The organism is Nonomuraea turkmeniaca, from assembly GCF_005889735.1.
GTDB classification, from domain to species: Bacteria; Actinomycetota; Actinomycetes; order Streptosporangiales; family Streptosporangiaceae; genus Nonomuraea; species Nonomuraea turkmeniaca.
The window spans coordinates 1-25,497 of record NZ_VCKY01000074.1; the positions used below are offsets into that span (position 1 = coordinate 1).

Below are 25,497 nucleotides of genomic sequence, written 5' to 3' on the forward strand. Positions count from 1 at the left end.
CCCCCAACCCGCCGCCCCACCCTGGACGCATGATCCAGCTCAGCGGACTGACCAAACGCTACGGCGACGTGCTCGCCGTGGACGATCTCACCTTCACGGTACGGCCGGGCCTGGTCACCGGCTTCCTGGGCCCGAACGGCGCAGGCAAGACCACGACCATGCGCATGATCCTCGGCCTGGACCTGCCCACCTCCGGCACCGCCACCATCAGCGGCCGCCGCCACCAGGACCTCCCGCACCCGCTGCGCGCGGTCGGCGCCCTGCTGGAGGCCCAGGCCGTGCACCCGCGCCGCACCGCACGCAAGCACCTGCTCTACCTGGCACAGACGAACGACCTCCCGCCGGCCCGCGTCGACGAGGTGCTCGACCTGGTCGGGCTGACGGACGCGGCGAACAGGAAGGCCGGCGGCTTCTCGCTGGGCATGAGCCAGCGGCTGGGCATCGCCGCCGCCCTGCTCGGGGACCCGCCGGTGGTGCTGCTCGACGAGCCGGTCAACGGCCTGGACCCGGAAGGCGTGTTGTGGATGCGCACGCTCCTCCGCGGCCTGGCCGCCGAGGGCCGTACGGTGCTGGCCTCCAGCCACCTGATGAGCGAAATGGCGCTGACGGCCGACCGCCTCGTGGTGATCGGCAAGGGCCGGCTCATCGCCGAGGCGGCCGTCGGGGAATTCACCGAGAACGGCGCCGCGGTGCTCGTACGCACGCCCGAGGCCTCCTCCTTCGCCCGGCGTCTGGAGCTGACCGGCGCGCACGTGGCGGCGGGCCAGGACGGCGCGCTGATCGTGACCGGCATGACGGCGCCCGACATCGGGCGGCTGGCGGCGGCCGAGGGGGTGCCGCTGTTCGAGCTCACCCCGCGGCGCACGTCGCTGGAGGAGGCGTTCATGGAGCTGACCCGGGACAGCGTCGAGTACGGAGCGGGGGCGACCCGATGATCGACGCGGGAGTGCTCAGGGCGGAGTGGACCAAGTTCAGCAGCATCAGGGCCACCATGGTGCTGTCACTGGCGACCGTCGCGGCGTCGGGGACGTTCGGGTGGCTGTTCAGCAACGCCGCGGCCAATCAGTACGCCTCGGCCACACCACAGGAACGCCTGGAGTTCCAGCCTCTCGACATGGGCATGCGCGGGTTGTTCATCGCGCAACTGCTGGTGGCGGCGCTGGGCGTGCTGGTCGCCTCCTCCGAGTACGGCTCCGGCACGATGCGGGCCAGCGTCGCCGCCGTGGGCAGGAGGGGCCGCCTGGTGACCGCCAAGGTGGGGCTGACCGCGCTGACCGCGCTGCCGGTGAGCGGGGCGGCGGTGTGGCTGATGTACGTGGCGAGCCAGACGACCCTGGCCGCGGGCGGCGCGCCGTACACCATGCCCGGCGACCCGGCCGCCCTGCGGCTGCTGCTGCTCGGGCCGCTGGTGTTCACGCTGCTGGCGCTGTTCGGGCTGGCGCTCGGCTTCCTGCTGCGCGGCACGGCCGCCGCCGTGAACGTCAGCACCGCCTTCCTCCTGCTGCCGATATTCTCCACGGTCTCCCCCGGACCGGTGCGGGACTTCGTCGCCACCTACTGGCCGAACATGGCCGCCTTCCAGACCGTCTCCGGAACGTCCGAGCTCCCGGTCTGGGTGGGATCCGGCATCCTCGTCGCCTTCGTGGCGGTCATGCTGGTCGTCGCGTTCGTCCAGTTCAAGAACCGCGACGCCTGACTACTCTGGACCGGGGAGGTGCTGTGGGCGAGAGACTGCTGGTGGTCGACGACGAGCCCACCGTCAAGGAGCTGCTCTCGGCGACGTTACGGTTCGCGGGCTTCACGGTGAGCTCGGCGGAGACCGGCGCCCAGGCGCTGGAGTCGGCCCGGCGTGACCCGCCCGACCTGGTCCTGCTCGATGTCATGCTGCCCGACCTCGACGGTTTCGAGGTGATCCGCCGGCTGCGGAGCCTCCCGCGGGCAGGCGGCAGGCCGGGTCCCGTACCCGTGTTGTTCCTGACCGCGCGCGACGCGACAGCCGACAAGATCAACGGGCTCCGGCTGGGCGGCGACGACTACGTGACCAAACCGTTCGACCTGGAGGAGCTGCTCGCCCGCATCCGGGCCATCCTGCGGCGCACCGGCGCGGTCCCCGACGACCACACGATCGTCGTCGGCGACCTGGAAGTCGACCCCGACGGCCACCAGGTGACCAGAGCGGGCCGTCCGGTGCGCCTGTCGCCGACGGAGTTCCGCCTCCTCCACTACCTGGCGCTCAACGCCGGCCACGTGCTGCCCAAACCACAGATTCTCGAACACGTTTGGCGCTACGACTTCGCCGGCGACACCAGCATCGTGGACACGTACGTGAGCTACCTGCGCCGCAAGCTCGACTCCGACGGCGCGCCCAGGCTGATCCAGACCGTGCACGGGGTCGGCTACGTGCTTCGCAAGCCGAGACGACAGTGATCGGCAGACTGTCCCTCCGCGTGAGGCTGCTGGCCATCACGGTGGGCCTGCTCCTGATCGGCCTGGTGGCGGTGAGCTCGGTCATGCTGCGCCAACTCGAGACCCAGCTCATGACCCGCGTCGACGCGCAGCTCACGGCGATCGGCAAACTGGTGTCCGCGATCCCTCCGGAGCGCCTCACGACCCTGATCGAGCGGCAGGGGAGCCGGGTGCCGCTGGGCTTGGGAGAGCTCGGCCTGATCGAGAAGGGGTACGTCGCCTACCTGGCCGCCGACGGCACGGTCCTCCGGGAGCTGGGCGACCCGGCCGGCCCCGACCTGCCCGAGCTCGACGCCGCGACAGTGGCCGCCCACGCGGGCCGGCCGTTCACCCTGCACGAGCCGGACGGCGAGGAATGGCGGGCCATGGCACTGCCGCGCACCGGCGCAGAATGGACCGGCGTGGTCGCCGCCGTGTCGCTGGAGACGATGCACTCCACCGTCAACAGGGTCCGCGCCGCGTGCCTGATCGCGGGCTCGGTGCTGCTCGCCGTGCTCACGCTGCTGGGCGGCATCGCCATCAGGGCAGGGCTGGCGCCGCTGCGCCGCGTGGAGGAAACGGCCGCAGCCATCGCCGACGGCGACCTGTCCAGGCGCGTGCCCGAGCCCGCCCCGCCGAACACCGAGGTCGGCCGACTGGCGCGCTCACTCAACAAGATGCTCGCCCAGATCGAGCAGGGCGTCGCGGCCAGCGCCGAGTCCGAGGCCCGCATGCGCCGCTTCGTCGCCGACGTCAGCCACGAGCTCCGTACCCCGCTGTTCGGCATCAAGGGCTTCTCGGAGCTGTACCGCATGGGCGGCACGGAGGCCGGACCGGCGCTGGCCCGTATCGAAAGCGAGTCGGGCCGCCTGGCGCGCCTGGTGGAAGACCTGCTGCTCCTGGCGGGCCTCGACGACACCGACGGCCCTGCCCTGGACCTCACCCCGATGGACCTTCGCACGCTCGCCGCCGACGCCCGACACGACTTCTCCGCCCTCGACCCGTCCCGCCCGATCGCCTTCACCGGGCCGTCCGGCGGGCCGGCGGCGAGCGCCCCGGTGCTGGGCGACGAGGCTCGCCTCCGGCAGGTGGTCAGCAACCTGGTCGGCAATGCCGTCACCCACACACCACCGGGCACCCCGGTGCGGATCGGCGTGGGCACGTCCGGCTCGGAGGCCGTGCTGGTGATCGCAGACGAGGGCCCGGGACTCAGCGCCGGGGAAGCGGCAAGAGTCTTCGACCGGTTCTACCGGGCGGACAGCTCACGGACCCGCACGACGGGAGGCGCGGGGCTGGGCCTCGCCATCGTCCGCTCCATCGTCACCGCCCACGGGGGACGGGTGGAGGTCCGCTCCTCCCCAGGTGAAGGCGCCGCCTTCCACATCCACCTCCCGGCTCAGTGATTCCAGCGGAACGCCCACGCAAGCCATTTGAGCTGCGGCAATCTGCATCAGAGTGACGCAGCCAACTCTGTTGGCCGCCGTGATTCCGGGTCGCCCATGACAGGTGTCAGGTTCGGCGGACGTGTTGCCTCTCGATCAACTCTGCTCTCAGGCACGGGATGAGAGCCTGGGCTCGGCCTCGTCATGTCGCTACCCGACGCCATGTCCTGAAGCGCCGACCAGCCATCGGCCATGATCTTGCTCACCGCATGCATGCGACGTTGGCGATCAACTGATCTACAGCCGTGAGGTTCAGAGCTTGATGACCTCGACGCCTGGCATTTCGTCGTAGTCCGCATCCTGTGTGACGACGGGAACGTTGTGCGCGATGGCCGTCGCGGCGATCCAGCTATCGCTAATGGGTGCCTTCCGCCCGGCGGCACGTAGTCGAGAAACCAGCAAAGCCCATGCGTCGGAGACCGGCTCGTCGATGGCGATGGGCTCGAAACGTTCGGCGAGCTGATACGTGGAGAGCCGTCGGGCCGATGTGTCAGGATCGCGAGCCTGAAGCACACCGAGCCTCAGCTCACCGAGGGTCACCACAGAGACACCCCACTCATAGTCGGCGAACCGGCCGGCATCGAAGCGCTCCGCCTCTAGCCCAATGAAGATCGAGGTGTCAGCCAACGCGCGTTTGCGCTCTACCACGGGAGATCGTCCGTCGTCTCGGTGAGCGTCTCCCGCAGTTCGCCCGCAAGGCCTGTGGTGTCCGCACCGAGACGGGTCAGTTCGGTACCAATTTCGACAGCGGAGATCCATCGGCGGCGGCGAGAGAACGGGATGATCTTCGCGACCGGGCGATTGTCTCGCAGAACCTCGATCTCCTCGCCGGATTCAACACGCCGCAGAACATCGGCAGTGTTGTTTCGCAATTCTCGGGCAGGAATAGCTGTCATACCACGAGCGTAGGCTATGCGCTACAAGCGTAGCAATGCCTTCGTGACCTCGTTTGAGGAAAGGGAGACGCTGAAGAACCTTCGTGATCATGAAGTCGAGACTCGAGGTTCAACTCCTCAAGCGTTCCCTCGAGACCGATCATGGATGGCCGGGGAGCGCGTACGCGATCGGCCGACAAATCGGCGAAGCGGCTCTTGAGCCGGGGGTTTGGGGGGCCGCGCCCCCCAAAGTCACAGCCTGAGCTTCCTTGCGCGTAGCGCTTCTTGGCGAAGACCGTGCTTGCCCCCAGACAACCTACTTCCGCTTCTTGACTTCCTCCGTGAGCTGCGGCACGACCTGGTGGAGGTCGCCCACCACGCCATAGTCCGCCAGCTCGAAGATCGGGGCCTCCGGGTCCTTGTTGATCGCGACGATCGTCTTCGCGGTCTGCATGCCGGCCCGGTGCTGAATGGCCCCCGAGATGCCCGCCGCGATGTACAGCTGCGGCGACACCGTCTTACCCGTCTGGCCCACCTGGAACTGGTGCGGGTACCAGCCCGCGTCCGTGGCGGCGCGCGAGGCGCCCACGGCCGCGCCCAGGGCGTCCGCCAGGTTCTCGATGATGGAGAAGTTCTCGGCCGAGCCGACGCCGCGGCCGCCGGAGACCACGATCGCGGCCTCGGTCAGCTCGGGGCGGGCGCCCTTCTCCTGCTTGACGCGCTCCACGACGCGGGCCGCCTTGGCCGCGTCGGACAGCGCCACCGAGATCTCCTCCTCCGTCCCGGCCCCGGCGGCGGGTGCGGGGGCCGTGGAGTTGGGGCGTACGGCGACGATCGGGGTGCCCTTGCGGACCTTCGACTGCACGTTGATGCCGCCGCCGAAGATGGACTGGTCGGCCACGAAGCCTTCGCCGAGGCCCACGGCGTCGGTGATGACGCCGGAGTCGGTCTTGATCGCGAGGCGGCCGGCGATCTCCTTGCCCTCCGGCGTGGCGGCGACGAGCACGGCCGACGGCGACTTGCCGGCCACCAGCTGGGCGAGCAGCTCGGCCTTCGGCGCGACCACGTACTCGACGATGTCGCTCGACGGAGCGACATAGATCTTCTCGGCGCCGTACTCGGCCAGCTTGGCCTTGGCGTCCGGCGTGATGCCGGGGCCGGCCCAGACGGCGGCGGGGGTCCCGAGGGAGCGAGCCAGCGTGAGCAGCTCCAGCGTGACCTTCTTGACCTCGCCGTCAACCTGCTCGACGAGAACGAGAATCTCCGACATTTCAGTAAACCCCCGTTCTCAGATGAACTTCTTGGACGCGAGGAACTCGGCGGCCTTGTCGCCACCGTCGCCCTCGTCCTTGACGATCGTGCCGGCCGCGCGCGGCGGGGCCGCGGCGAAGTCGACGACCTCGGACCAGGCAGCGGCCAGACCGACCTGGGCGGCGTCGATGGAGGCGTCGCCGATGGCGAGCGTCTCGACCGGCTTCTTCTTGGCCGCCATGATGCCCTTGAACGACGGGTAGCGCGGCTCGTTGATCTTCTCGACCACGGACACGACGGCGGGCAGCGAGGCCGCGACCTTGTCGAAGCCGTAGTCGGTGAGGCGCTGGATCGTGATCGAGGTGCCCTCGATCTCGACCTTGTTGGCCAGCGTGAGCTGCGGCGCGCCGAGGCGCTCGGCCAGCATGGCGGCGAGCACGCCGGTGCGCGCGTCGGTGGACTCCGAGCCCAGGATGACCAGGTCGAACCCGATCTTCTTGAGCACCTGGGCCATCGCGTACGAGGTCGACAGCGCGTCCGAGCCGTGCAGGGCATCGTCGCTCAGGTGCACGGCCTTGTCGGCACCCATGGCCAGGGCCTTGCGGATGGTCTCGGTGGCCCTGCCTGGGCCCATGGTGAGCACGGTGACCTCGCCACCGTGGGCCTCCTTGAGCTTCAGCGCCTCCTCGACCGCGTACTCGTCAAGCTCGTTGACCACGCCGTCGGCGGCGTCGCGGTCGAGCGTCTTGTCATCGGACCGCAGCTTGCGCTCGGTCGCCGTGTCGGGGACCTGCTTCACGCAGACGACGATGTTCATGGCCGGTGGCCGACCTCCCGTTTCGCGTGCGCCACCGCGTCGCTGCGGTGGGCGCCGGATGCAATGCTGTCCAGACTGCCAGGTGTCCTCCGGGCCCCCGGCAGAGGGTGGCTTGTCGCGGTCATGTTACCCATGAGTAGCTTACGCGCAAACCGCCGCGGGTGCGGACGAACAATAGCCACCATACCGAGCTTAATTCTGTTGGCGACCATCAGGCCCGGCCCCGAACGTCACGCCGACAGCAGGAACACGATCCCCACCACCAGCGCCGTGCCCGCGAACAGCGCCAGCGTGAACGTGCTGAACATCGCCGCCAGCCCGAAACAGAGCCCGGCCACCCCCGCAACGCTCACCATATCCACGATCATGCGACTGCGCCGGTACGGGCCCCGCGAGAACACCGCCACCCCCGCGTCCGCCACCACGGCCAGCGCGTACGCCGCCAGCAGGAAGAGCGCGACCTCGGGCAGCGGCTCCCGAGCGGCCGCCGCCAGCAACGACACGAACAGCCCCGAGCCGATCAGCCACCGCCGGCGCACCTTCTCCCGATGCCGGGCCCTCGACTCCTCCACCGACCGCCGATGCCGGTCCTTGCCCGGCCGCCACTCCATCGTCATCGCATGGTCGGCCGCGCCGGGGGAACGGCGCCGCGGAGGGGACGGCACGTGGGCGACGCCCAGCTTGGCGCAGATCCCCGCGGCCGTCGGCCGCGCGCCCGGATCCACGGACAGGCACTCCCGTAACAGCGGCGCCAGCCACTCCGGCACGCCTTCCAGATCGGGCGGATGGTGCACGACCCGGTACGCCACCGCGGACGCCGGACCCCGCCCGTACGGCTGCCGCCCGGTCGCCGCGTACGCCAGCGTCGCCCCGAACGAGAACACGTCGGCCTCCAGGCCCGCCTGCTTGCCCTCCAGCACCTCGGGAGCGAGGTAGCCGGGCGTGCCCACCACCGCGCCCGAGGCGGTGACCGACAGCGAGTCGAGCGCGCTGGCGATGCCGAAGTCGATGACGACGGGATCACCTTCGGCCATCATCACGTTCGCCGGCTTGAGGTCGCGGTGGATCACCCCGGCCTCGTGCATGGCCAGCAACGCTCCGGCCAGCCCGGAGGCCAGCCTGCGCAGGTCGTCCACGGGCGCCGGCAGGGCGCTGAGCGGGCGGCCCTGCACGTAGCGGGTCACGAGGTAGGGCCTGGCGCCCTCCAGCGAGGCGTCGAGCACCTCCGCCACGTGCGGCCCGCTGACCCTGCGCATGGTCTCCACCTCACGCGCCAGCCGGGCGAGCGCTCCGCTGTCGGCCGCGACGTGCGGGTGCAGCAGCTTCACCGCGACCGTACGGCCCTCGGCGTCGAGCGCGAGGTGCACCTCGCCGAACCCGCCCGCCCCGAGCCGGGAGAGTAGCTCATAGGGGCCGAGACGCTCGCTCATACCTTTACTCTCCCCCTGACGGCTCGCCGGGACACTCGGGCGCCGTCCTCCTGACGCGCCGTCCCCGGACGGGGATACCTTCCGGCAGGCCGCGGGGACGCCTCAGGACCAGTTGGTCAGGAAGCCCAGCCCGAGCCCGTCGAGCAGGCTCCCGATCAATCCGGTGATCAGTCCGACCGTGCTCTGCCTGGCCTCGCTGGCCAGCTCGTTGATGACCGACTCCGGCGCCCGCCACGGCGACCACACCGGCTCCTGGCCCAGCGCGAACATCACCGCGAACAACGCCGCCGTCCCCACCAGCACGACCGCGACCAGGGCGGCGCCCGGCGTACGCAGGACGCCGGTGAGCGACCGGGTGACGGCCTTGCGCGGCGCGCCACCGCCCGGCAGCACGAACAGACCGGCGGCGAACGCGCCGGCCGCGTAGGCGGCCGCCTCGTTGACGCCCATCTGGCCCACCCAGTGGAGCACTCCCCAGACGCACACGCCGAACAGCAGCGCCAGCGGCACGTGCACGACCGTCACGAGCGCCGACTTCACCAGCGCCCAGGGGGTGCCGACCACCACGAGCAGCGGGTCCGCCCCGCTGTTCCCGCGCATCTGCCGCCGCTTGACCAGGTCACCGAACAGGTATTCGCCGAGCCGCAGCACCAGCGCCAGCACGACCGCCACCGCGCCCACCATGACCGGCATCATGACGGTCAGCGCGATCAGCGTCACCAGCAACAACAGCCCCGTGAACTGGCTGCCGAACAGATATTTCTTACGCTCGGCCGGCGGAGTGTACTGGGGCGGCGGGGTGTACCGAGGCGCCGGTGGCGGCGGGGCCGTACGCGGCTGCGGCGCCGGGTAGCCGGCCACCCGCTGGTCGGCATGCGGCGGCCGGGCGGCCATCGGCGCCGGCACGTACGGCGGTGGTTTCTGCTCGCGGCGCTTCTCCTCACGCCGCTTCTCCTCGCGCCGCGGCGGCGCCGGGGACGGCGGGGCGGGCTTGGCGTACCGGACCGGAGGCAGCAGGTCGGAGTACGAGTCCATGACGCGCGTGCCGCTGCCCATGCGCTTGGTCCCGGTAGGCCCGTCAAAGGAGGCTGTCTCGTTGAACGTGGTCACCGACGGGTCGAGCGCCCTGGCCATCCGCAGCAGCTCGTGGGCGCTGGGCCGGGCCGCCGGGTCGACCTGCAGGGCCCGGCTGAGCCAGCCGCGCAACCACGCGGGCGCCTTGTCGATCTGCGCCCGCCCCTCCATGATGTTGAAGCAGACCGCCTCGAACGTCCCCGTGCCGAAGGGCGGCGCGCCGGTCGCGGCGAAGAACACCGTCGACGCCAGGGCGTGCACGTCGGCCGCCTGGGTGATGTCCGAGTCGCGGATGATCTCCGGCGCCAGGTAACCGGGCGTGCCGACGAACATGCCCGTCTGCGTCAGCCGGGTGGCGTTCACCAGGTGGGCGATGCCGAAGTCGATGACCAGCGGCTCGCCGTCGACCAGCATGACGTTGGACGGCTTGAAGTCGCGATGGATCACGTCGGCCGCGTGAATGGCCACCAGCGCCTGGCAGAGACCCTGGGCCAGCCTGATGATCTGCCGCGCCTCCAGAGCGCCGTCGGTCAGGACGGTGTCCTCCAGCGTGCGGCCGGGGGCGAAGCGGGTGACGACATAGGGCTGGCCGCCCACGAGCTCGGCGTCGATGACCTCGGCGACGAACGGGCTGCGTACCCGCCGCATGGTCTCGACCTCGCGGGTCAGCCGGTCGCGCGCCTTGAGGTCGGCGGCCACGTGCTGATGGAGCACCTTGATGGCGACCTCGCGGCCCTCGCCGTCGAGACCGAGGTGGACGACCCCCATGCCGCCTTCGCCGATCTTCCTGACGAGCCGGTACGGGCCGAGGCGTTCTGGTGCTTCGGTGTTCATCGCCGCTTTCCCCGTGTCATCCCCCGTCCTTCAGATCCTTGAGCAGCTCCGCCACTGGATAGACGTCCAACGGAGTCCATATGGCCCCCCTTGCCTTGTCCCCGAACGTGCCGTAAGCGAGGATCAGCGAGAGCGCGGCACCCACCGCGAGAACTCCCGACATCACCATCGCCGCTGTTCTCGAGGGTACGAGCGATGAGAGCGTTCTGCGCATTTGTTTGCCGGGACCCTCCACTCCGGGCCCGGCGCAAACGGTCCACAACGCGACCGCCGCCCCCCAGGCCAGGGCGTTGGCCGGGTCCATCCTGGCCACCACCGTGAGCAGCAGCGTCACCGGCAGCCCGAGGATGAGCGCGTAGAGCACCAGGGCGAGCGTGATGCCCACCGACTTGGCCAGCGCCTTGGGGTAGGCGAACACCCGGATCACGTCGAGCGCGGCGGCGCCGGCGGCCCGCCGGGCGGTCAGCTGGGGCTGCGCCAGGTCGGCCGCGCGCAGCAGCACCGCGATCGGGATCGCCACGGCGGCCACCACCACGGGCGCCAGCAGCGCCGCCACGGTCATGAGGAGGAGCAACATCGCGCTCGCCACGCCGTAGGCCCTGGAACGCTGCAGTGCGTTGCCAGGCGCCGCCGCCGGGATGTACGGCTCCCGCTTGGTCCTCGGGTCCGGCGGATACTGCTGCGGCTGCGCCGGGATGTAAGGAGGCGGCTGGATCGGCGTCGGGCTCGGCCTGCCGTAGTCGGGCACATCAGGGCCGCGGCCCACCCGGCCCATGTCGGGGGTGGGCGTGACCGGGCCGGGGCCCGCGTTGAGCCTGCCGTAGTCAGGGGAGTCGGGGCGTACGCGCCTGGTCGGCACGTCGGCCTCGCCCGGCACGGCCGGATGGTTGTTGGCCCGGTGCTGCGGCCACGGCTGGCTGGGCGGCGGCACCGCCGCGCCCTCGCGCTGGATCTGCCGCAGCTCCTCGGGCGTCACCCGGCGCGTCGGCCACGGGTCGGCCTGATTGGGCAGCAGCGAGACGTACGGCTGCTCCTGCGGCGGCCCGGCGGGCTGGTCCTGGCCTTCGAGCAGCCGCCTGGGCGTGACCGGCGGCGTCGAGATGTCGTAGGCCGGCTTGTCCGTCACGCGAGGGGCCGACTTGTCCGTCACGCGAGGGGCCGACTTGTCCGTCGTGCGCGGCGGCTGCGCCTCCGGGTGCGGCACGGTGGAGATCTCGTCGGGCGTGCCGCCCGGCGGCGCCTTGGGCATCAGCCTGGCGGTCTGCTCGGCCAGGTCCGCCGCCTTGGGGCGCTTGTGCGGCAGGCGCTGGAAGGCCGCCTTGAGCAGCGGCTGCAACGTCGCCGGGGCGGCGCTGACGTCGGCCTTGCCCGCGGTGATGTTGTAGAAGACCATCTCCAGCGTGCCCTTGCCGAAGGGCGGCTGGCCGGTCGCGGCGAACAGCAGCGTGCCCGCCCACGCGTGGATGTCGACCTCGGGCCCCGCCTCCTGCCCCTCGATGATCTCGGGCGCGAGGTAGCCGGGCGTGCCGATGAACATGCCGGTCTGCGTCAGCCTGGTCGCGTCGACCGCCTGGGCGATGCCGAAGTCGATCAGGACGGGCTCACCGTCCAGGATCATGACGTTGCCGGGCTTGAGGTCTCGGTGGATCACGCCTACCGAGTGCACGACGGCCAGCGCCGCCGCCACCCCGTGCGCGACCCTGATCAGCGCGGGCAGGTCGAGCGGGCCGTCATCCTTGACGATCTCGTCGAGCGGGCGGCCCGACACGAAACGCGTGACGATGTAGGGACGATGACCGGTGACGTCGGCGTCGACGACCTCGGCGATGTATTTGCTCCGGACCCGGCGCATGGTCTCGACCTCGCGCGAAAGCCGCCGCCTGGCGACCTCGTCGCCGGCGACCTCTCCGCGCAGGACCTTGACCGCCACCTGCCGCCCCTGCGGGTCGACAGCGAGGTGGACAACGCCCATCCCGCCTTCACCGAGCCGCCTGAGCAGCCGGTAAGGGCCTAGTCGGTCATCGTTCATGGCATGAAGCACCATACCGGCTTAATCCTCGCCCACGAGATGAACCATGAGGCCACATTCCCACTCGTACAACGTCCGCAATGGCCTCATCGGTTTCCCATCCAACGGTCTCGAATCGGCTTCAGTTTGCCAGGGGAATTACTTCGGCTCGCTTCAGCCCGGTCAGCGTGGCGCCGGAGACGGCGAGCTTCGACCTGCGCACGCCGCTGCCGATCACCACCCTCGGGTGCTCGGCGAGGTGCGCGTCCACCAGGATCGGCCAGTCGTCGGGCAGGCCGAGCGGCGTGATGCCGCCGTACTCCATCCCGGTCAGCTCGACCGCGTCGTCCATCGGCGCGAAGCTGGCCTTGCGGGCGTCGAGATGCCTGCGTACGACGCCGTTCACGTCGACGCGCATGGTCGCCAGCACCATGCAGGCGGCGTAGCGCGTCTCGCCGCCCCGTTTGGCCGCCACGACCACGCAGTTGGCCGATTCGTCGAGCCGTACTCCGTACCGCTCGCAGAACGCCGCGGTGTCGGCCAGATCAGGGTCGATCTCGGCCACCTCGACGCCCTCCATGCCGGCCACGGCGTGGGCCACGGGATCGGCCAGGAGGTCGGCCCTTTCGGTCGCGGGGACCCAGTGCAACGTCATCCCATCTCCTCGAGCCCGTCTCCAAAGATCGCTTCTCCCAGGACCCTATGCGGTCCAGGGAGCAGCGTGCTGTCACGGCGACTGCAACACGCGCTGGTGCAGCTGGGTGACGGCGCCGCGGGCGGACTCCATGGCCCCCGCCTGCCACGCGATCAGGTGGGTGAGCCAGTCGCCCGCGAAGTAAACCCTCCCCGCGGGGCGTTGCAGAAGAGTGAAGGACGAATCAAAGGCGGGCCAGCGTACCCAGCCGCCCTGGATGTGCGGCTGGCGTTCCCAGGCGATGGAGACGCTGGACAGGAGGTTCTGGCGGTACTTGTCGCCGTGGATCTTCTTGCCCTGGGTGAGCGCCCTGCGCCTTCTGTCCTCCGGGGTGAGGGCGCCGTAGAGCTCGGCGTTCCGCTCGGTGTTGTAGTAGCCGACGATGACGCCGCGTTCCGAGTGGTAGTCGTGGGATGGATACCAGATGTGGGTGATGTCCAGGTCGGTCTCGGTCACGCCGCCGTAGACGCGGTCCTCCAGCTCCCACCAGCGTGTGCCGTACTCCAGGCCGATCTTGCCGGCGGCGATCGGGACCGGGGTCCTGAGCGCGGCGGTGACCTGGGGGCCGAGGTTGTGCGGGATCTTGGCGAGGACGTGCGGCGGGAGGGTGGCGATGCAGTAGTCGGCCTTGACGGTGCCGCCGTCGTGGACGACCTCCACGCCGTCGGCCAGAGTGGTGATCTTGGTGACCTTGGCGCCCGTGGTGATCCGGTCCTCGCCTACCGCCTCGGTGAGCCTGGCGACGATCGTGTCCATGCCGCCGACGGGCTGGAACATGGGGGTGGCCTGGTCGTAGCCGAAGTCGTTGGTGATCGCGCGGCCGGTGCCGGCGGCGAGGACCTGGCGGAGGGTGCCGGGGCGGTCGAGGGGGGCGCCGAGGTCGATTGCCGGATATTTCACGAAACCGCGGCGGTGGGAGCCCTCGTACTCGAGCTTGGGGCCGAGGTCGCCGAACCTTCTGAGGAAGTCGAGCAGGCGTTCCTGGTCATCCTGGGTGATGGTCTTGTCGAGGGCGCCGAGGTTCGTGGCCTTGGCAAGTAATTCGGCGACATAGCCGTACATGTCGGCTCGCGCGGTGCGGGCCCGTACCGTCTGGCCGTTGGTGTGCACGTAGGCGGAGGCGTTGTTGTTCACGAACGTCTCGATGGGGATGCCCAGCTCGCGGCAGTAGTCGAGGGTCACCATCCAGGGGGCGATGCGGCCGGGACCGGCGTTGAAGTAGACGCCCTCGCCGAACGTCACCTCCTGGGCCGGGCCGTTCAGCTCCGTCAGCCGGTCGCCGCCGCGCAGCGTCAGGTTCCTGCCGCCCGCCTTCTCCCTGGCCTCGAGGAGGGTGCAGTCGTAGCCGGCCTTGCCGAGCTCGTACGCGGCGATCAAGCCGGCGACGCCCGCGCCGAGGATCACCACCTTGGCCGCGGCCTTCCCGCGCAGGGCGAAGTCGCCGGGCCTGGGGGCGGCGAACTGCTTGTCCTGCCCGGACGGCGCCAGGCCCAGGGCGCCCATGGCGGCGTACATGGCGCCCGCGCCACCCACCGCCCCGATCCCGACGAGCAGTCCCCGCCGGGTCAGCACCGCGGAGCTCGCGCCTTCCACGCCCCTCCCCTCCCTCAGCCGTAGGGGCCGCTGCCGCAGGCGACCTGGCCACCGATGGTGGCGAAGATCCCGAACAGCGCCATGATCTGGGTGAAGTCGTCAGTGGTGAACTCGATGTGCCGCGAGCCGGCGGTCTTCACGCCGGGAATCAGCGCGACGGCCGCGGCGATGGCGGTGGAGTTCCACTCCACCCCGAGCGTGTACGGCGCCGCCACCCGGTAGGGCGTGAAGTCGCTCAACCGACCGAGGGCGCGAGCCGTGGCCTCACGGATCTGAGCCTGGGCGACGGCCGGCGGCAGCAACTCGGCCGAGAACTTGTCGATCCCCTTCTTCACCGCGACCGTCTCGACGTCGCCGAGCAGCTCGCGCGCCTCCTCACCGACCGCCTCGTCCCCGGTGACCAGCACCACCGGCACGCCGTGGAACCCGGCGCACGCCGCGACCAGCCGGGTCTCGCCGCACAGCTCGCCGTTGAGGTAGACGTTCTGGATCTCCTTGCCCATCCAGGTGTGGTTGAGTACGCCGTCCTGCACCCCCGCGCGGGCGTGGTAGCCGACGAAACCGGCGGCCTGGAACGAGCCGTCGAGGCCCTGGGCCATCCGCTGCGCCTTGCCCGGCCCCCGGATGAGCGTGGCCCGCTCGTCCAGCAGGTCGATCCTGAGGTTCTTGGTCGATCCGTGAGCGTCGTTGACCAGCACATTCGCGGCCCCGGCCTGGTACGCGCCCGCGACGGCGGCGTTGGCGTCAGCGGTCATCAGCTCGCAACCGCGCTCGTAGCCGCGTTTGCCGGCGTGCATCTCCTCGGGGTCGGTCAGCCCCGTCACGCCCTCCATGTCCACCGACAGGTAAACCTTCACGAACCCAACTCCTCACCTAGCCCCAGACCTGCACGGCCGACCCACCATGCTTCCACGGCCCTCGCCGAGGGCCGGCTGCCGGGGCGGGTGGGGGTCAGAGGCCCCATGTTTCCACCCGGCGGGCCTCGGCCTCGGTCATGAAGCCGACGTGGGCCGTCATGAACGCGGCCGCCTGATCACGCCACTGCGGCGGGATCTCGTCGACGGCCAGCGGGTAGCAGTGGTCGAGCCAGCTCGTCGACTCCTCCGTGGCCTCGAAGTAGTCGAGCGCCCGCGCGAAAACGGTGTTCTCGATGCCGGGAACCCGCGCCAGCCCGTACTCGATCATCTCCTGACCGCCGTACGGCGGCTTCCCGAGCCACTTGCGCACGACGGGCCGGTCGGCGGTGAGGGGCGTGTCGAGCGGCCGCCGCTCGACGGCGGCCTGGATGAGCTCCTTGTACAGGCATTTGCCGCACGTACGGCAGGGGCCGGAAGTGCCGCGCAAGCACCAGCGCACCTGCCCCTTGAGGTCGGAGCTCATGGCCACCCGCATGGTGATCGCCTCGCTGACGCCACCGACGGGCAGCGCGATGGGCACCCCGGCCGCGGCGAACAACCTCCCCCATCGGCTGTGCGGCGCCCACATGGGGTTGTCGGGCGTGTACCGGAGCAGATAGCGGTCACCACCCAGCCAGCGTGAGCCGAGCTCGTACCCGAAGGCCAGCCCGCCGAGGTCCAGCCGGTCGGCGAGGAGCAGCGCCCCCGCCGCCACCGCGTGATGCTCCGGGTAGCCCGGCCTCGGCTCGGCGAGCGTGAACTCCAGGTCGGACGTGACCGTGCTCACCGCCCGGCCGGTCGTCGCGGCGAGCTCCGCCAGCACGTCGGCCCGGTAATGCGGCCACCGGTTGGGCACCCGCCGATGCGCCACCCGCTGGAAGTGCACGAAAGGCGCCTCGGGGTAGATCGTGGCCGCGGCCACGGAGTCCGCGCCGCCGCTGTAGGAGATCGCGAGCGTGCGCCCCGCCTGTCTGGCCTGCGCGCCCACTGGCCCGGCCTCGACGCCCCAGCCGTCGTGGAGGACGGCGGCGAGCTCGGCCGAGATGGCCCGGTCGAAGACGATCCGCCGCCGGGTCCACGGCGCCACGACGGTCCAGGCCGCGACCGCGAACAGGTCGGGATGGGCGTCGCCGGGGACACCGCCGATGGAGCAGGAGTTGGTGGCCAGCTTGACGGGATAGTCGTCGGAGGCCCGTCCGGTGATCTCGTCCTCAGGGTCCAGCCGGAAGCTCAGGTCCCCGCCGGTCGAGGTCACAGCCCACGTCACACGCAAGGCCACTCCCCCGCCTCGGCGGCGCGGCGGCCACGGAGCTCGTCGATGGCCTGCCAGACGAGGACCTCGTTCTGGAGCACCCCGTCCAGCGCCTTCGCCGTCTCCTGGGCGAGCCGGTAGGTGTCGTCGGCCTTCGCCTTGTCGGCCGCCATCGGTGGCTTGGCGTTCCTGAGCCGCTCCACCTCATCCTGGAGGCCGGCCACTTCCCGCCGCAGCGTCTGGACTTCCCAGAGCGCGTCCTTGATGTCCCGACGGTGGTCGGCGATGGAGATGTAGCGAGAGTCGAACCAGGTGCGCACGGCCTTGCGGAGCCGGGCAGCGACGAGGACGCGCATCATGAAACGCCACCATAGTGGCAAACCCGGAGCCACATGGACGGCCTGAACGAACGGGCCTACTGGCCGGTGAACTTGGGCTTGGACTTCTCGGCGAACGCCCGCATGCCGATCTTGGCGTCGTCCGTGGCGAAGAGCGCCGAGAACTGCAGCCGCTCGATCTCCAGCCCCGTGTCGAGATCCACCTCCAGGCCCTGGTCCACCGCCTGCTTGGCGGCGCGTAGCGCGATCGCGGGACCACCCACGAACGTGGCGGCCCATTCGAGCGCGGCCGTGTAGACCTGCTCGTCCGGCACCACCCGGTCCACCAGTCCCATCTCCCGCGCCTCGGCGGCGGGAACGTGGCGGCCGGTGAAGATCAGATCCTTGGCGCGGGCGGGGCCGATGAGGCGGGGCAGGCGCTGGGTGCCGCCCGCGCCGGGGATGATGCCCAGCAGGATCTCCGGCTGCCCCAGCTTGGCCGACTCCCCGGCGACCCGGAAGTCGGCGCACAGGGCGAGCTCGCAGCCGCCGCCCAGGGCGTAGCCGGTGATGGCGGCGATGACCGGCTTGCCGATCTGGGCGACCGCCGTGAAGCACGCCTGGAGCGTGCGGGAATGGGGGGCCATGTCCGCGTAGGACATGTCGGCCATTTCCTTGATGTCGGCGCCGGCGGCGAAGACCCTCGCACCGCCGTACAGAATCACCGCCTGCACCTGCGGGTCGGCGTCCACGAGGCGCGCGGCTTCGGCGATCTCCAGTTGGACCTGGCCGTTGAGCGCGTTCATCTTCGGACGGTCCAGACGGATCGTGGCGATCTGATCGGCTACCTCGACGCTCACAAACTCACCCATGGTCTGCAACCTATCGCGCGGCGGACTTCACCTCATCAACCGTCTTCTTGCTCCGCGACACGCGTACGAGCGCCGCCGACAGGCGAGCCAGCTCCTCACCCGAGTGGGCCAGCTCGGCCAGCGGGCGGGCCTGGCGGGGCAGCCCCAGCTTGCCCGCGCCGTCCAGCACCCGTTTGTCGAGGTGCGGCATGACCTGGGGCCACACGGCCTGGACCTCGCGCAGGAAGATGTCCGCCCCCGTCGGCCCGATGCCGGGGAACTCCATCAGCAGCGAGGCGATCTTCCTGTCGTCGCCCTCGGCCTCGTCACGCAGCCGCCGCAGATCGCCCTTCCAGCGGTCGAGCAGCAGCTCGGCGCCGTCCCCGAGCATGGTGGCGGTACGTTCGTCGTACCGGCGGTAGTGGCCGCGGCCCAGCGCGTCCACCCGGTCCTGCCAGCTCGCGTCCCGCATGCCTTTGGGCGTGCCGTACCCGGCCTTGAACAGCTCCTTGGCGGCCGCGACCGCGACGCCGGACGAGATCCGCGCGCTGAGCAGGGTGGCCAGGACGAGCAGCTGGTACAGCGGCCTCGGCTGGTCCGACAGCTTGATCCCGGCCTCGCCCGCGAACGTGGTGCCATAGCGGTCAAGCAGCACGTCGAGGACCGCTTTGTCGGTCTTGCTCATGCCGATCCCGCTACCCGGCGGCGGACCCGGCATGCCGCGTTTGGGCATATCGCTGCCGGGGAGGCGGAGGTTCTCGATGGTGAAGGAGCTTCCCGTGCTGACTTTGACTCACAACGCCGTCGTCGCGATCCGCGACGTGATGGCCGGTGTTGACGTGCCCGCCGATGCCGGCCTGCGCATCTCCGCGAAGGCCGACGAGGCTGGTGCGCTCGAACTCGCCCTGGCCAGCCAGCCGCAGGCCGGCGACCAGGTCATCGAGGCGGAGGACGTACGGGTCTTCGTGGCCGAGGACACCGTGGCGATACTGGACGACAAGTCGCTCGACGCCCAGCCGGGCACCCCCGGGCAGCCGACGTTCCGGCTGGACCGGCGGGCCTAGCCGAGGTCGGACTCCGTCGCCTGCGGGCGGACGTCACCGAGCCCGAACAGGCCCACCAGCGTGCCGTCCGCCTGTGTGACCACGACATGATCCACCTTCGCCCGGTCCATCCGCTGAATCAGCGACTCGAGCTGCTCGCTCGGGCGCACCGTGGTCACCCCGGCGCGCATGGCCTGCTCGGCGGTGCCGCTCATGTCGGCGCCCTTGAGCTCGCTCGACCCGACGACGCCCTGGACCACGTCGTCCTCGTCGATCACCACCGCGAGCCCCGCGGGGTCGCCGAGGATACGCTCGCTGAGCTCCTCCAGCGGGTCGTCGAGGCCGGCGGTGACGGGGTCGCGGCGCACGTTCTGCGACACCAGATGGGCCTCCCCCTCGTACGGCAGGCCGGCCGCCAGCCAGTCCATCTTTCCGGCTCCGTAGTCGTGCACCTCGCCGAATCCCAGCCGTTCGAGCCGGTGGGCGGCGCGCGGGCTCAGATCGCACAGCGCGTCATGGCAGTAGACGACGACCGGCCGCGCCCGGTCCAGCGTCGAGGAGGCGTCGTCGAGGGCGCCGATCGGCAGGTTCACGGCCCTGGGCAGGTGCGCCCACGCGTACTCCTCCTCCGGCAGCACCTCGACCAGCTGGGCCTGCCGGGCGGCGACGAGGTCCTGTACGGCTCCGCGATCGATGATGTGCGTCATGCGGTTTCACGTACCCCCAGATATCGCTCGCATGGGCCCCTCCTCCGTGTCACGATGACGGCGCGATCTCTTCAGGGGGTGCCCGATGTGTAACGATCCGCTGCTACCTGACTCCGTCGCCCGCGCGCTGGCCGACTGCCGTGCCCTGCGTGACGCCCACGGGCCCTGCTGGGGTGAGCCGCCCCTGTCGTACGTCGACCAGGCGTGGGCCACGGTCTTCCTCGACTCTCGCTACGATTACTGGGGCACGGCCCTGAGCCAGCTGGCCGAGCGTTACCCCGATGTTCCCCCCGACGAGCTCGAGGACCACATGGAAGAGGTGGACCTGGCCCGGCTGCTCCGCGACGCGCTCGGCGGCGACGTGCCGGACAACCTGCCCGCGCTGCGCCTCACCGCCTCGGGGGCCACGCTGGAGGCGGACACACGGGTGGTGCTGGACGACCGCCCCTTCCGCACGGCGTTGCTGCTGGACTCCAGCGCCGGCGAGCAGGTCGAGGTCGTCGTGGACGGCACGGCGTACGTGGTGCCGCCGCGCGGCGCCAAGGTCGTCGAGCTGGAACGGGAGGTCACCGTCGGCGGCCGGCCGGTGGACCTGTCGCCGCTGGTCAGGCGGGCGGCCACGGCCACGATCCGGGTGCGGGCCGGGTTCCCGTGCCGGTGGAGCGTGACGACCGCGAACGGGCAGGGCTGGTATCCGGAGGGCGCCCCGCCCAAGCTGGACGCCCACGGCAGGCCGTACTTCCATGGCGACGACCTCGTGGTCACCGTGCCCGCCGAGCCGATCACGGTGACGGTGACCAGGGGCATGGAGTACACCTCCGCCGAAGCCGAGGTGACCCCCGGCGCGGGCAGGGAGACGCTCGTCGAGCTGGCGCCCGAACGGCTGTACGACGCCGCAGCCCGCGGCTGGTACGGCGGCGACCTGCACGTCCACCTCAACTGGATGGGCGAGGAGCCCGCCGCGCCCGCGCTGGCCGCGGCCGCGCAGCACGGCGAGGACCTACACGTGCTCAACCTGGTGGCGGGCAACGTCGCGAGCGAGCGGGTCTACGACGTGGAGGCACTGGAGCACTGGGTGGGCGAGGACCTGCCGTGGTCGGACGACAGGCATCTGGCCAGGCTCGGGGTGGAGTACCGGAACGACCTGGTCGGGCACTTCAGCGCGTTCGGCCTGCGCGGCCTGCCCAAGCGGTACCACACCGGCTTCCTCGACACGGTGGACTGGCCGCCGAACGCGACCGCGCTCGAGGAGCTGCGCGCGCTCGGCGCGGTCACCGGGTACGGGCACCCGTTCCACACGCCGTTCGACGACGACGATCCGCCCGATGTGGTGCTCTCGCGCGGGCGCAACTGCTCGGCCAGAGAGATCGTCGCCGACGCCGCCCTGGGCCTGATCGACACCCTGGACGTGCTCAACCACTCCTCGATCGCCGCCACGGCCGCCGTCTACCGCCGCCTCATCGGCGCGGGCAACCGGCTCACGGTCACCGCGGGCACCGACGCCGTGCTCTCCTTCTGCCGCCGCGGCACCGCCTCCGGCCCTCCGGGGTGGGAGCGGGTGTACGCCAACGTCGCCGGGCCGCTCACCGCCGAGTCCTTCGCCGAGGCGATCCTGCTCGGCCGCACGTTCGCCACGACCGGGCCGTGGCTGGAGCTCACCGTGAACGGGCACGGGCCCGGCGACACGCTGCAGCTGGCGCCCGGGCAGCGGGTGGAGATCGTGGCGGCCTCGATCGGGCCCGAGGTCGAGCACCTGGAGATCCACACCGCGCACGGCCTGCTGGCGCAGGGACGGCCCGGGCACCTCGTCACCTCGATGGAGGTGAGCGAGCCGACGTACGTGGTGGCCGTGGCCACGGGCGGGCCGCACCCGCGTGCCTTCCACCGGCGCGGCGCGTACGCGCACAGCAGCCCGGTGTACCTGGACGTGGCGGGTGAGCACGTGGCCAGGGAGGCGGACGTGCGGTGGTGCCTGGCGTGGCTGGACCGGCTGGAGGCGGTGGTGCGCGAGTTCGGCACGTTCGAGACCGACGAGCAACTCGGGGACCACGTGGAGCTGTACGAGCGCGCGAGAGCCGTCTACCAGGGGCGGCTCCCCTAGCTCCCAGGGCCGGGCGCCTTTCAGGGCCGGGCGCCTCTCAGGGCCGGGCGCCTCTCAGGGCCGGGCGCCTCTCAGGGCCGGGCGCCTCTCAGGGCCGGGCGCCTCTCAGGGCCGGGCGCCTCTCAGGGCCCGGCTCCGGGGACCGGTCGCCTAGCCTCCCAGGGCCAGACTCACGCAGCAGCGGTTGTCGCCGGGTTCGAGCCTGGCCTCTACCTTGGGCGGCGCGACGCTCTCCACCAGGCCCGTGATCAGGGCGTGGTTCATGTGGCAGACCAGCTCCCGCTGCGCCTCTGCGAGGGCGTGGAAGGGGCAGTTGGCCATGATGACGCGGGCGCCCTCGCGCCGCGGCTCGTAACCGTGCTCGCTCAGCGCCCCCACCGCGAGCTCCAGCGCCGCCTGCGGGGTGGCCGGCCGGCCCTCTGCGGCCAGCATCCCTCCGCCCATCGCGGCGCCGTGCTCGGCCGCCACCCGCCGGAGCACCTCGAGGACGGGCGCGCCGGTCCTGGCCGACTCGGCGATCGCGTCGGCCATGAGCCGCCCGGCGAGCAGGTAGTCGCGGCTGGGCAACGAGACGGCGAACTCGCGGGCCGCACGGCGGTACAACTTCGAGCTACGTCCCGCGCCCGGCCCGGTCCTGCCGGTGAGCCGGGCGTAGACGGCCTCGAGCAGGCCTTCTGACTCGAGCTTGTCGAGGTGGAACTTGGCCTTGTGGCGGGCGATCCCGATCGCCTCAGCGGCCTGGTCGCGGCTCACGGGTGCGGGCTGCGCGCACACGAACAGGTACAGCTCCTGGCGCACGGGGTCGGCGAGGGCGCCTATGCCCGTGATGTTCTGGTCGACTCCGCGCACCGGCCGGCCTTTCTAACGGAGAAAGCCATTGACGTTACAAGGGTTGACTCTCTAACGTACAAAATAGCATCCGTTAGGAGCCCACCATGAGCACTGATCTCTCGACTCGCCTGAAGAATCCCTCTTATCAGGCGTTCGCACTGCTGCGTACTGGATTCACGATCGCGCCGATCCTGTTCGGGCTCGACAAGTTCACCAACATCCTGACCGACTGGACGGCGTACCTCGCGCCGTGGATCGACAACCTCGTCCCCGGCGACGCCGCGATGGCCATGAGGATCGTCGGCGTGATCGAGATCCTGGCCGGCCTGCTGGTCGCGTTCGCGCCCAGGATCGGGGCGTACGTCGTCGCCCTCTGGCTCGCCGGGATCATCGTCAACCTGCTGACGTACTCCGGGTTCTACGACATCGCACTGCGCGACTTCGGCCTCATGATCGGGGCGCTGGCGCTGGCCAGGCTCGCGCAGGCGTACGCCAAGGACGGGAGCGGCTAGTCCTGGCACGGCCGCGTGGCTCGCGCGGGGGGAGTCCGTGCCGGTGGCGCCAGGACGGCCTCAGGTCCAGCCGTCCTGGCGCACTACTCCTCCGCCGATCCGGCCGGCACCCGCTCCAGACCCCAGCGGAACCGGCCGGTCGAGATATACGCCGCGATGGCGTCGCCCGGGCGCGGGCGACGTCACGGGCCGATGGACTGGATGTGGGCGGTGGCGGTGGCCACGGCCACGGGCTCGCCGTCCGGGCCCAAGAGCTCGCCGGACATGAAACACACCTGCCTGCCGCGCCGCACCACTCGGCCCCGGCCCACGAGCCGGCCAGGACGGGCCGGGCGCAGGAACTGGACGTGGAGGTCGAGGGTCGGCGCGAACTGGCCCGCGGGCAACGTCGCGACCAGCGCCGGGCCGAGGGTGTCGTCGAGCATCGCGGCCAGGAAGCCGCCTTGGATCACGCCCACCGGGTTGGTGAACCGGTCGCTCGCCTCGAAGGCCACCTCGATGGTCCCCTGGTCCGGGTCCACGTGCAGGAGCTCCCAGCCCAGCGTCTCCGCCGCGGCAGACGGCGCCGCCCGGCCGCGATCATGTCCCAGAACACCCCTTGGCGCGGCCTCGTCTCCATGCGGGCGATTGAACCCGACGCCACCGACAGTTTCCCGGCCACGAGAGCGCGGGAACGGTCGCGGCAGACCCGGCTGCTCGACGCCCCCTCGACCAGATCACGGACACCGCTCATCACGAGAGCGCGTCGCACGATTCGTCAGGAGGTGCCGGAGAGGCGTTCGACGCCGCGGAGCAGGGCCGAATGATCGAGGCCGCCGTCGCCGTTGGCGTTCGCCGCCGCCACGAGCTGGGCCACCAGCGCCCCCAAGGGCAGGACGACGCCGGCCTCGCGGGCCGCGGAGGTCACGATGCCCATGTCCTTGTGGTGCAGGGCGATGCGGAAGCCGGGCTCGAAGGAGTGGTTCAGCATGTTCGCCTGTTTCTGCGCCAGCACCGCCGAGCCGGCCAGGCCGCCGCCGAGCACCTCCAGCGCCGCCTCCAGGTCCACGCCGTACGCCCGCAGGAACACCACGGCCTCGGCCAGCGCCTCGATGTTGGCGGCCACGATGAGTTGATTGGCTGCCTTGACCGTCTGGCCGGCGCCGCTCGGTCCCACATGGACCACGGTCTTGCCGACCGCGTCGAAGATCGGCTCGGCGGCCTCGAAGGCGTCGCCATCGCCCCCCACCATGATGGACAGGGCGGCGTTCCTGGCTCCGGCCTCCCCACCCGAGACCGGCGCGTCCAGGTAGCGCAGGCCGCGGCGGCCCGCCTCCTCGGCCAGTTCGCGGGTGACGTCGGGGCGGATCGAGGAGAAGTCGATGATCAGCGTGCCGGGGGCGGCGTGCGCGAACACGCCGTCGTCGCCGGTCAGCACGTCCCGTACGTCAGGAGAGTCGGGGACCATGAGCGCGACGACCTCGGCGCCGGTCACGGCGTCGGCGATCGAGGCGGCCACCCGGCCCCCGGCCTCGGCCAGCGCTTTGGCCTTCGCCGGCGAGCGGTTGTAACCGGCCACACTGTGCCCGGCCCTGACCAGGTGCACGGCCATGGGGCTGCCCATGATGCCGAGGCCGATGAAGGCGATGCTGCTCACGGTCGTCCTCCCGGGCGTTGGGTGGGGCTCACGTTCATCCTCCCGCCGCATTGCATGCGGCTCACTCATCTCCTGCGGCGCGTTGCTCGCGTGGTAGCCAGTCGAAGGCGCCGGGGCCTTCTGAGCGATATTCGAGTCCGACATATCCGTCGTATCCGGCTGCGTGCAGTTGGTCGATCCATTCCAGGATCGGGAGCGTGCCCGTCCCCGGCGCGCCCCTGCCCGGGGCGTCGGCGATCTGCACATGAGCGATGCGCCCGGCGTGCCGCTCGATGGCGGCAGGCACGTCGTCGCCATTGACCGCCAGGTGGTAGAGATCGGCCAGCAACGCCACGTCCGGCAGGTCACCGAGCCGGTCGAGCACGGCCACGGCGTCGGCGGCGGACCGCAGCGGGTAGTGCGGCGCCCCGCTGACCGGCTCGAGCAGCACGGTGCCGTCGACGCCCCGCGCACAGGCCGCCAGCATCTCCACGGCCAGCTCGTCCTGCTCCTTCGCCGCGAAGCCATCGACGCGGTTGCCGTACAGGGCGTTGAACGCCCGGCACCCCAGCCGCTCCCCGATGGCGGCCACCACGGGGATGTTGTCGAGCAGCTCACCCGAGCGCCCCGGCCACGACACCACGCCGCGGTCACCGCCCGGCATGTCACCGGCGAAGAAGTTGAGCCCGGTCAGCCTTACTCCAGCGTCCTCGACGGCGCGCACGAACGCGTCCACGTCCCGGTCGGCGGGCACCGCGACCGGCCACGGCCACCAGAACTCCACCGCCCCGAACCCGTCGGCCGCCGCCTCGGCCGGGCGCTCGAGCAGGGGCAGGTCCGTGTAGAGGATCGAGCAGTTGACGGTCCACCTGGTCACGCGCAAACCCCTACAGATCGTCTTGACGTCAG

26 protein-coding genes are annotated in these 25,497 nt (G+C 71.0%); 7 read left to right on the forward strand and 19 right to left on the reverse strand.

The genetic code is table 11. From position 1 onward, the window contains the following. The first annotated feature begins 29 nt into the window (after positions 1–29). The 4 genes from ETD86_RS22370 to ETD86_RS22385 are packed head-to-tail and all read left to right on the forward strand — an operon-like array spanning position 30 to position 3,848. A complete protein-coding gene (locus ETD86_RS22370; RefSeq protein WP_138668110.1) occupies positions 30–935 on the forward strand; it encodes an ABC transporter ATP-binding protein in 906 nt (301 codons plus the stop codon). Then, positions 932–1,696 carry a YibE/F family protein gene (locus tag ETD86_RS22375; protein WP_138668111.1) on the forward strand — a complete coding sequence of 255 codons (765 nt, stop codon included), beginning with the start codon at positions 932–934 and terminating at the stop codon, positions 1,694–1,696. The genes ETD86_RS22370 and ETD86_RS22375 overlap by 4 nt, the downstream gene beginning before the upstream one ends. 23 nt (positions 1,697–1,719) lie before the next feature. Continuing rightward, complete coding sequence (locus tag ETD86_RS22380; protein ID WP_138668112.1) at positions 1,720–2,427, forward strand: response regulator transcription factor; 708 nt, start codon at positions 1,720–1,722, stop codon at positions 2,425–2,427. A 20-nt stretch (positions 2,428–2,447) separates the two neighbouring features. After that, complete coding sequence (locus ETD86_RS22385) at positions 2,448–3,848, forward strand: sensor histidine kinase (RefSeq protein WP_211370230.1); 1,401 nt, start codon at positions 2,448–2,450, stop codon at positions 3,846–3,848. Positions 3,849–4,139: 291 nt separating this feature from the next. Here the strand turns inward: ETD86_RS22385 and ETD86_RS22390 are convergent, their stop codons facing one another. The 14 genes from ETD86_RS22390 to ETD86_RS22455 all read right to left on the reverse strand — a co-directional run bounded on the left by ETD86_RS22390 (position 4,140) and on the right by ETD86_RS22455 (position 18,464). Continuing rightward, a complete protein-coding gene (locus ETD86_RS22390; protein ID WP_246148080.1) occupies positions 4,140–4,535 on the reverse strand; it encodes a type II toxin-antitoxin system VapC family toxin in 396 nt (131 codons plus the stop codon). Further along, positions 4,529–4,783 (reverse strand): type II toxin-antitoxin system Phd/YefM family antitoxin, encoded by a 255-nt coding sequence (locus ETD86_RS22395; protein WP_138668114.1) that lies wholly within the window; start codon positions 4,781–4,783, stop codon positions 4,529–4,531. Before ETD86_RS22395 ends, ETD86_RS22390 begins: the two co-directional genes overlap by 7 nt. 295 nt (positions 4,784–5,078) lie before the next feature. After that, on the reverse strand, positions 5,079–6,032 hold the full coding sequence (locus tag ETD86_RS22400) for an electron transfer flavoprotein subunit alpha/FixB family protein (RefSeq protein WP_138668115.1): 954 nt from the start codon (positions 6,030–6,032) through the stop codon (positions 5,079–5,081). An 18-nt stretch (positions 6,033–6,050) separates the two neighbouring features. After that, entirely contained in the window at positions 6,051–6,830 is a 780-nt protein-coding gene (locus ETD86_RS22405) for an electron transfer flavoprotein subunit beta/FixA family protein (RefSeq protein ID WP_138668116.1), read from the reverse strand. A gap of 230 nt (positions 6,831–7,060) precedes the next feature. After that, complete coding sequence (locus ETD86_RS22410) at positions 7,061–8,260, reverse strand: serine/threonine-protein kinase (protein ID WP_138668117.1); 1,200 nt, start codon at positions 8,258–8,260, stop codon at positions 7,061–7,063. A gap of 102 nt (positions 8,261–8,362) precedes the next feature. Next, the gene (locus ETD86_RS22415; protein WP_138668118.1) at positions 8,363–10,168 is read right to left on the reverse strand and encodes a serine/threonine-protein kinase; all 1,806 of its coding nucleotides are present in this window, start codon (positions 10,166–10,168) and stop codon (positions 8,363–8,365) included. A gap of 16 nt (positions 10,169–10,184) precedes the next feature. Then, complete coding sequence (locus ETD86_RS57110) at positions 10,185–12,197, reverse strand: serine/threonine-protein kinase (protein WP_211370231.1); 2,013 nt, start codon at positions 12,195–12,197, stop codon at positions 10,185–10,187. A gap of 121 nt (positions 12,198–12,318) precedes the next feature. After that, positions 12,319–12,831: a YbaK/EbsC family protein gene (locus tag ETD86_RS22425; RefSeq protein ID WP_138668119.1), complete on the reverse strand. Its 513-nt coding sequence runs from the start codon at positions 12,829–12,831 to the stop codon at positions 12,319–12,321. A gap of 72 nt (positions 12,832–12,903) precedes the next feature. Further along, on the reverse strand, positions 12,904–14,463 hold the full coding sequence (locus ETD86_RS22430; RefSeq protein ID WP_246148081.1) for a flavin monoamine oxidase family protein: 1,560 nt from the start codon (positions 14,461–14,463) through the stop codon (positions 12,904–12,906). A 14-nt stretch (positions 14,464–14,477) separates the two neighbouring features. Beyond that, the gene (locus ETD86_RS22435) at positions 14,478–15,320 is read right to left on the reverse strand and encodes a M55 family metallopeptidase (protein ID WP_138668120.1); all 843 of its coding nucleotides are present in this window, start codon (positions 15,318–15,320) and stop codon (positions 14,478–14,480) included. Positions 15,321–15,414: 94 nt separating this feature from the next. Beyond that, complete coding sequence (locus ETD86_RS22440) at positions 15,415–16,626, reverse strand: DUF6395 domain-containing protein (RefSeq protein ID WP_246148082.1); 1,212 nt, start codon at positions 16,624–16,626, stop codon at positions 15,415–15,417. After that, the gene (locus ETD86_RS22445) at positions 16,623–16,970 is read right to left on the reverse strand and encodes a hypothetical protein (protein ID WP_138668122.1); all 348 of its coding nucleotides are present in this window, start codon (positions 16,968–16,970) and stop codon (positions 16,623–16,625) included. Before ETD86_RS22445 ends, ETD86_RS22440 begins: the two co-directional genes overlap by 4 nt. 56 nt (positions 16,971–17,026) lie before the next feature. Continuing rightward, a complete protein-coding gene (locus tag ETD86_RS22450; RefSeq protein WP_138668123.1) occupies positions 17,027–17,800 on the reverse strand; it encodes an enoyl-CoA hydratase/isomerase family protein in 774 nt (257 codons plus the stop codon). 10 nt (positions 17,801–17,810) lie between these two features. Further along, entirely contained in the window at positions 17,811–18,464 is a 654-nt protein-coding gene (locus ETD86_RS22455) for a hypothetical protein (protein WP_138668124.1), read from the reverse strand. A gap of 94 nt (positions 18,465–18,558) precedes the next feature. On the opposite strand from ETD86_RS22455, the gene ETD86_RS22460 reads away from it, so the two are divergent. After that, the gene (locus tag ETD86_RS22460) at positions 18,559–18,843 is read left to right on the forward strand and encodes a Fe-S cluster assembly protein HesB (protein ID WP_138668125.1); all 285 of its coding nucleotides are present in this window, start codon (positions 18,559–18,561) and stop codon (positions 18,841–18,843) included. Here ETD86_RS22460 and ETD86_RS22465 read toward each other — a convergent pair. Next, positions 18,840–19,529, reverse strand: a complete 690-nt coding sequence (locus ETD86_RS22465; protein ID WP_138668126.1) for a CBS domain-containing protein — start codon at positions 19,527–19,529, stop codon at positions 18,840–18,842. The two genes, ETD86_RS22460 and ETD86_RS22465, sit on opposite strands and share 4 nt — an antisense overlap. A gap of 85 nt (positions 19,530–19,614) precedes the next feature. Between ETD86_RS22465 and ETD86_RS22470 the strand changes: the two genes are divergently transcribed. Next, positions 19,615–21,630, forward strand: coding sequence for a CehA/McbA family metallohydrolase (locus tag ETD86_RS22470; RefSeq protein ID WP_246148083.1), 2,016 nt, complete (start codon positions 19,615–19,617; stop codon positions 21,628–21,630). A 150-nt stretch (positions 21,631–21,780) separates the two neighbouring features. Here ETD86_RS22470 and ETD86_RS22475 read toward each other — a convergent pair whose 3' ends face one another. After that, positions 21,781–22,479: a helix-turn-helix transcriptional regulator gene (locus ETD86_RS22475; protein ID WP_138668127.1), complete on the reverse strand. Its 699-nt coding sequence runs from the start codon at positions 22,477–22,479 to the stop codon at positions 21,781–21,783. Positions 22,480–22,565: 86 nt separating this feature from the next. Here ETD86_RS22475 and ETD86_RS22480 point away from each other — a divergent pair, with 86 nt between their 5' ends. Then, the gene (locus ETD86_RS22480) at positions 22,566–22,973 is read left to right on the forward strand and encodes a hypothetical protein (RefSeq protein ID WP_138668128.1); all 408 of its coding nucleotides are present in this window, start codon (positions 22,566–22,568) and stop codon (positions 22,971–22,973) included. Positions 22,974–23,155: 182 nt separating this feature from the next. On the opposite strand, the gene ETD86_RS22485 is transcribed toward ETD86_RS22480, so the two are convergent. From ETD86_RS22485 to ETD86_RS22495, 3 genes are all read right to left on the reverse strand, one after another. Further along, a complete protein-coding gene (locus ETD86_RS22485) occupies positions 23,156–23,494 on the reverse strand; it encodes a PaaI family thioesterase (protein ID WP_211370232.1) in 339 nt (112 codons plus the stop codon). A 236-nt stretch (positions 23,495–23,730) separates the two neighbouring features. After that, positions 23,731–24,660 carry a 2-hydroxy-3-oxopropionate reductase gene (locus tag ETD86_RS22490; protein ID WP_211370234.1) on the reverse strand — a complete coding sequence of 310 codons (930 nt, stop codon included), beginning with the start codon at positions 24,658–24,660 and terminating at the stop codon, positions 23,731–23,733. Between the two features lie 10 nt (positions 24,661–24,670). After that, positions 24,671–25,471 (reverse strand): hydroxypyruvate isomerase family protein, encoded by an 801-nt coding sequence (locus ETD86_RS22495; RefSeq protein WP_211370233.1) that lies wholly within the window; start codon positions 25,469–25,471, stop codon positions 24,671–24,673. Between the last annotated feature and the right edge of the window lie 26 nt (positions 25,472–25,497).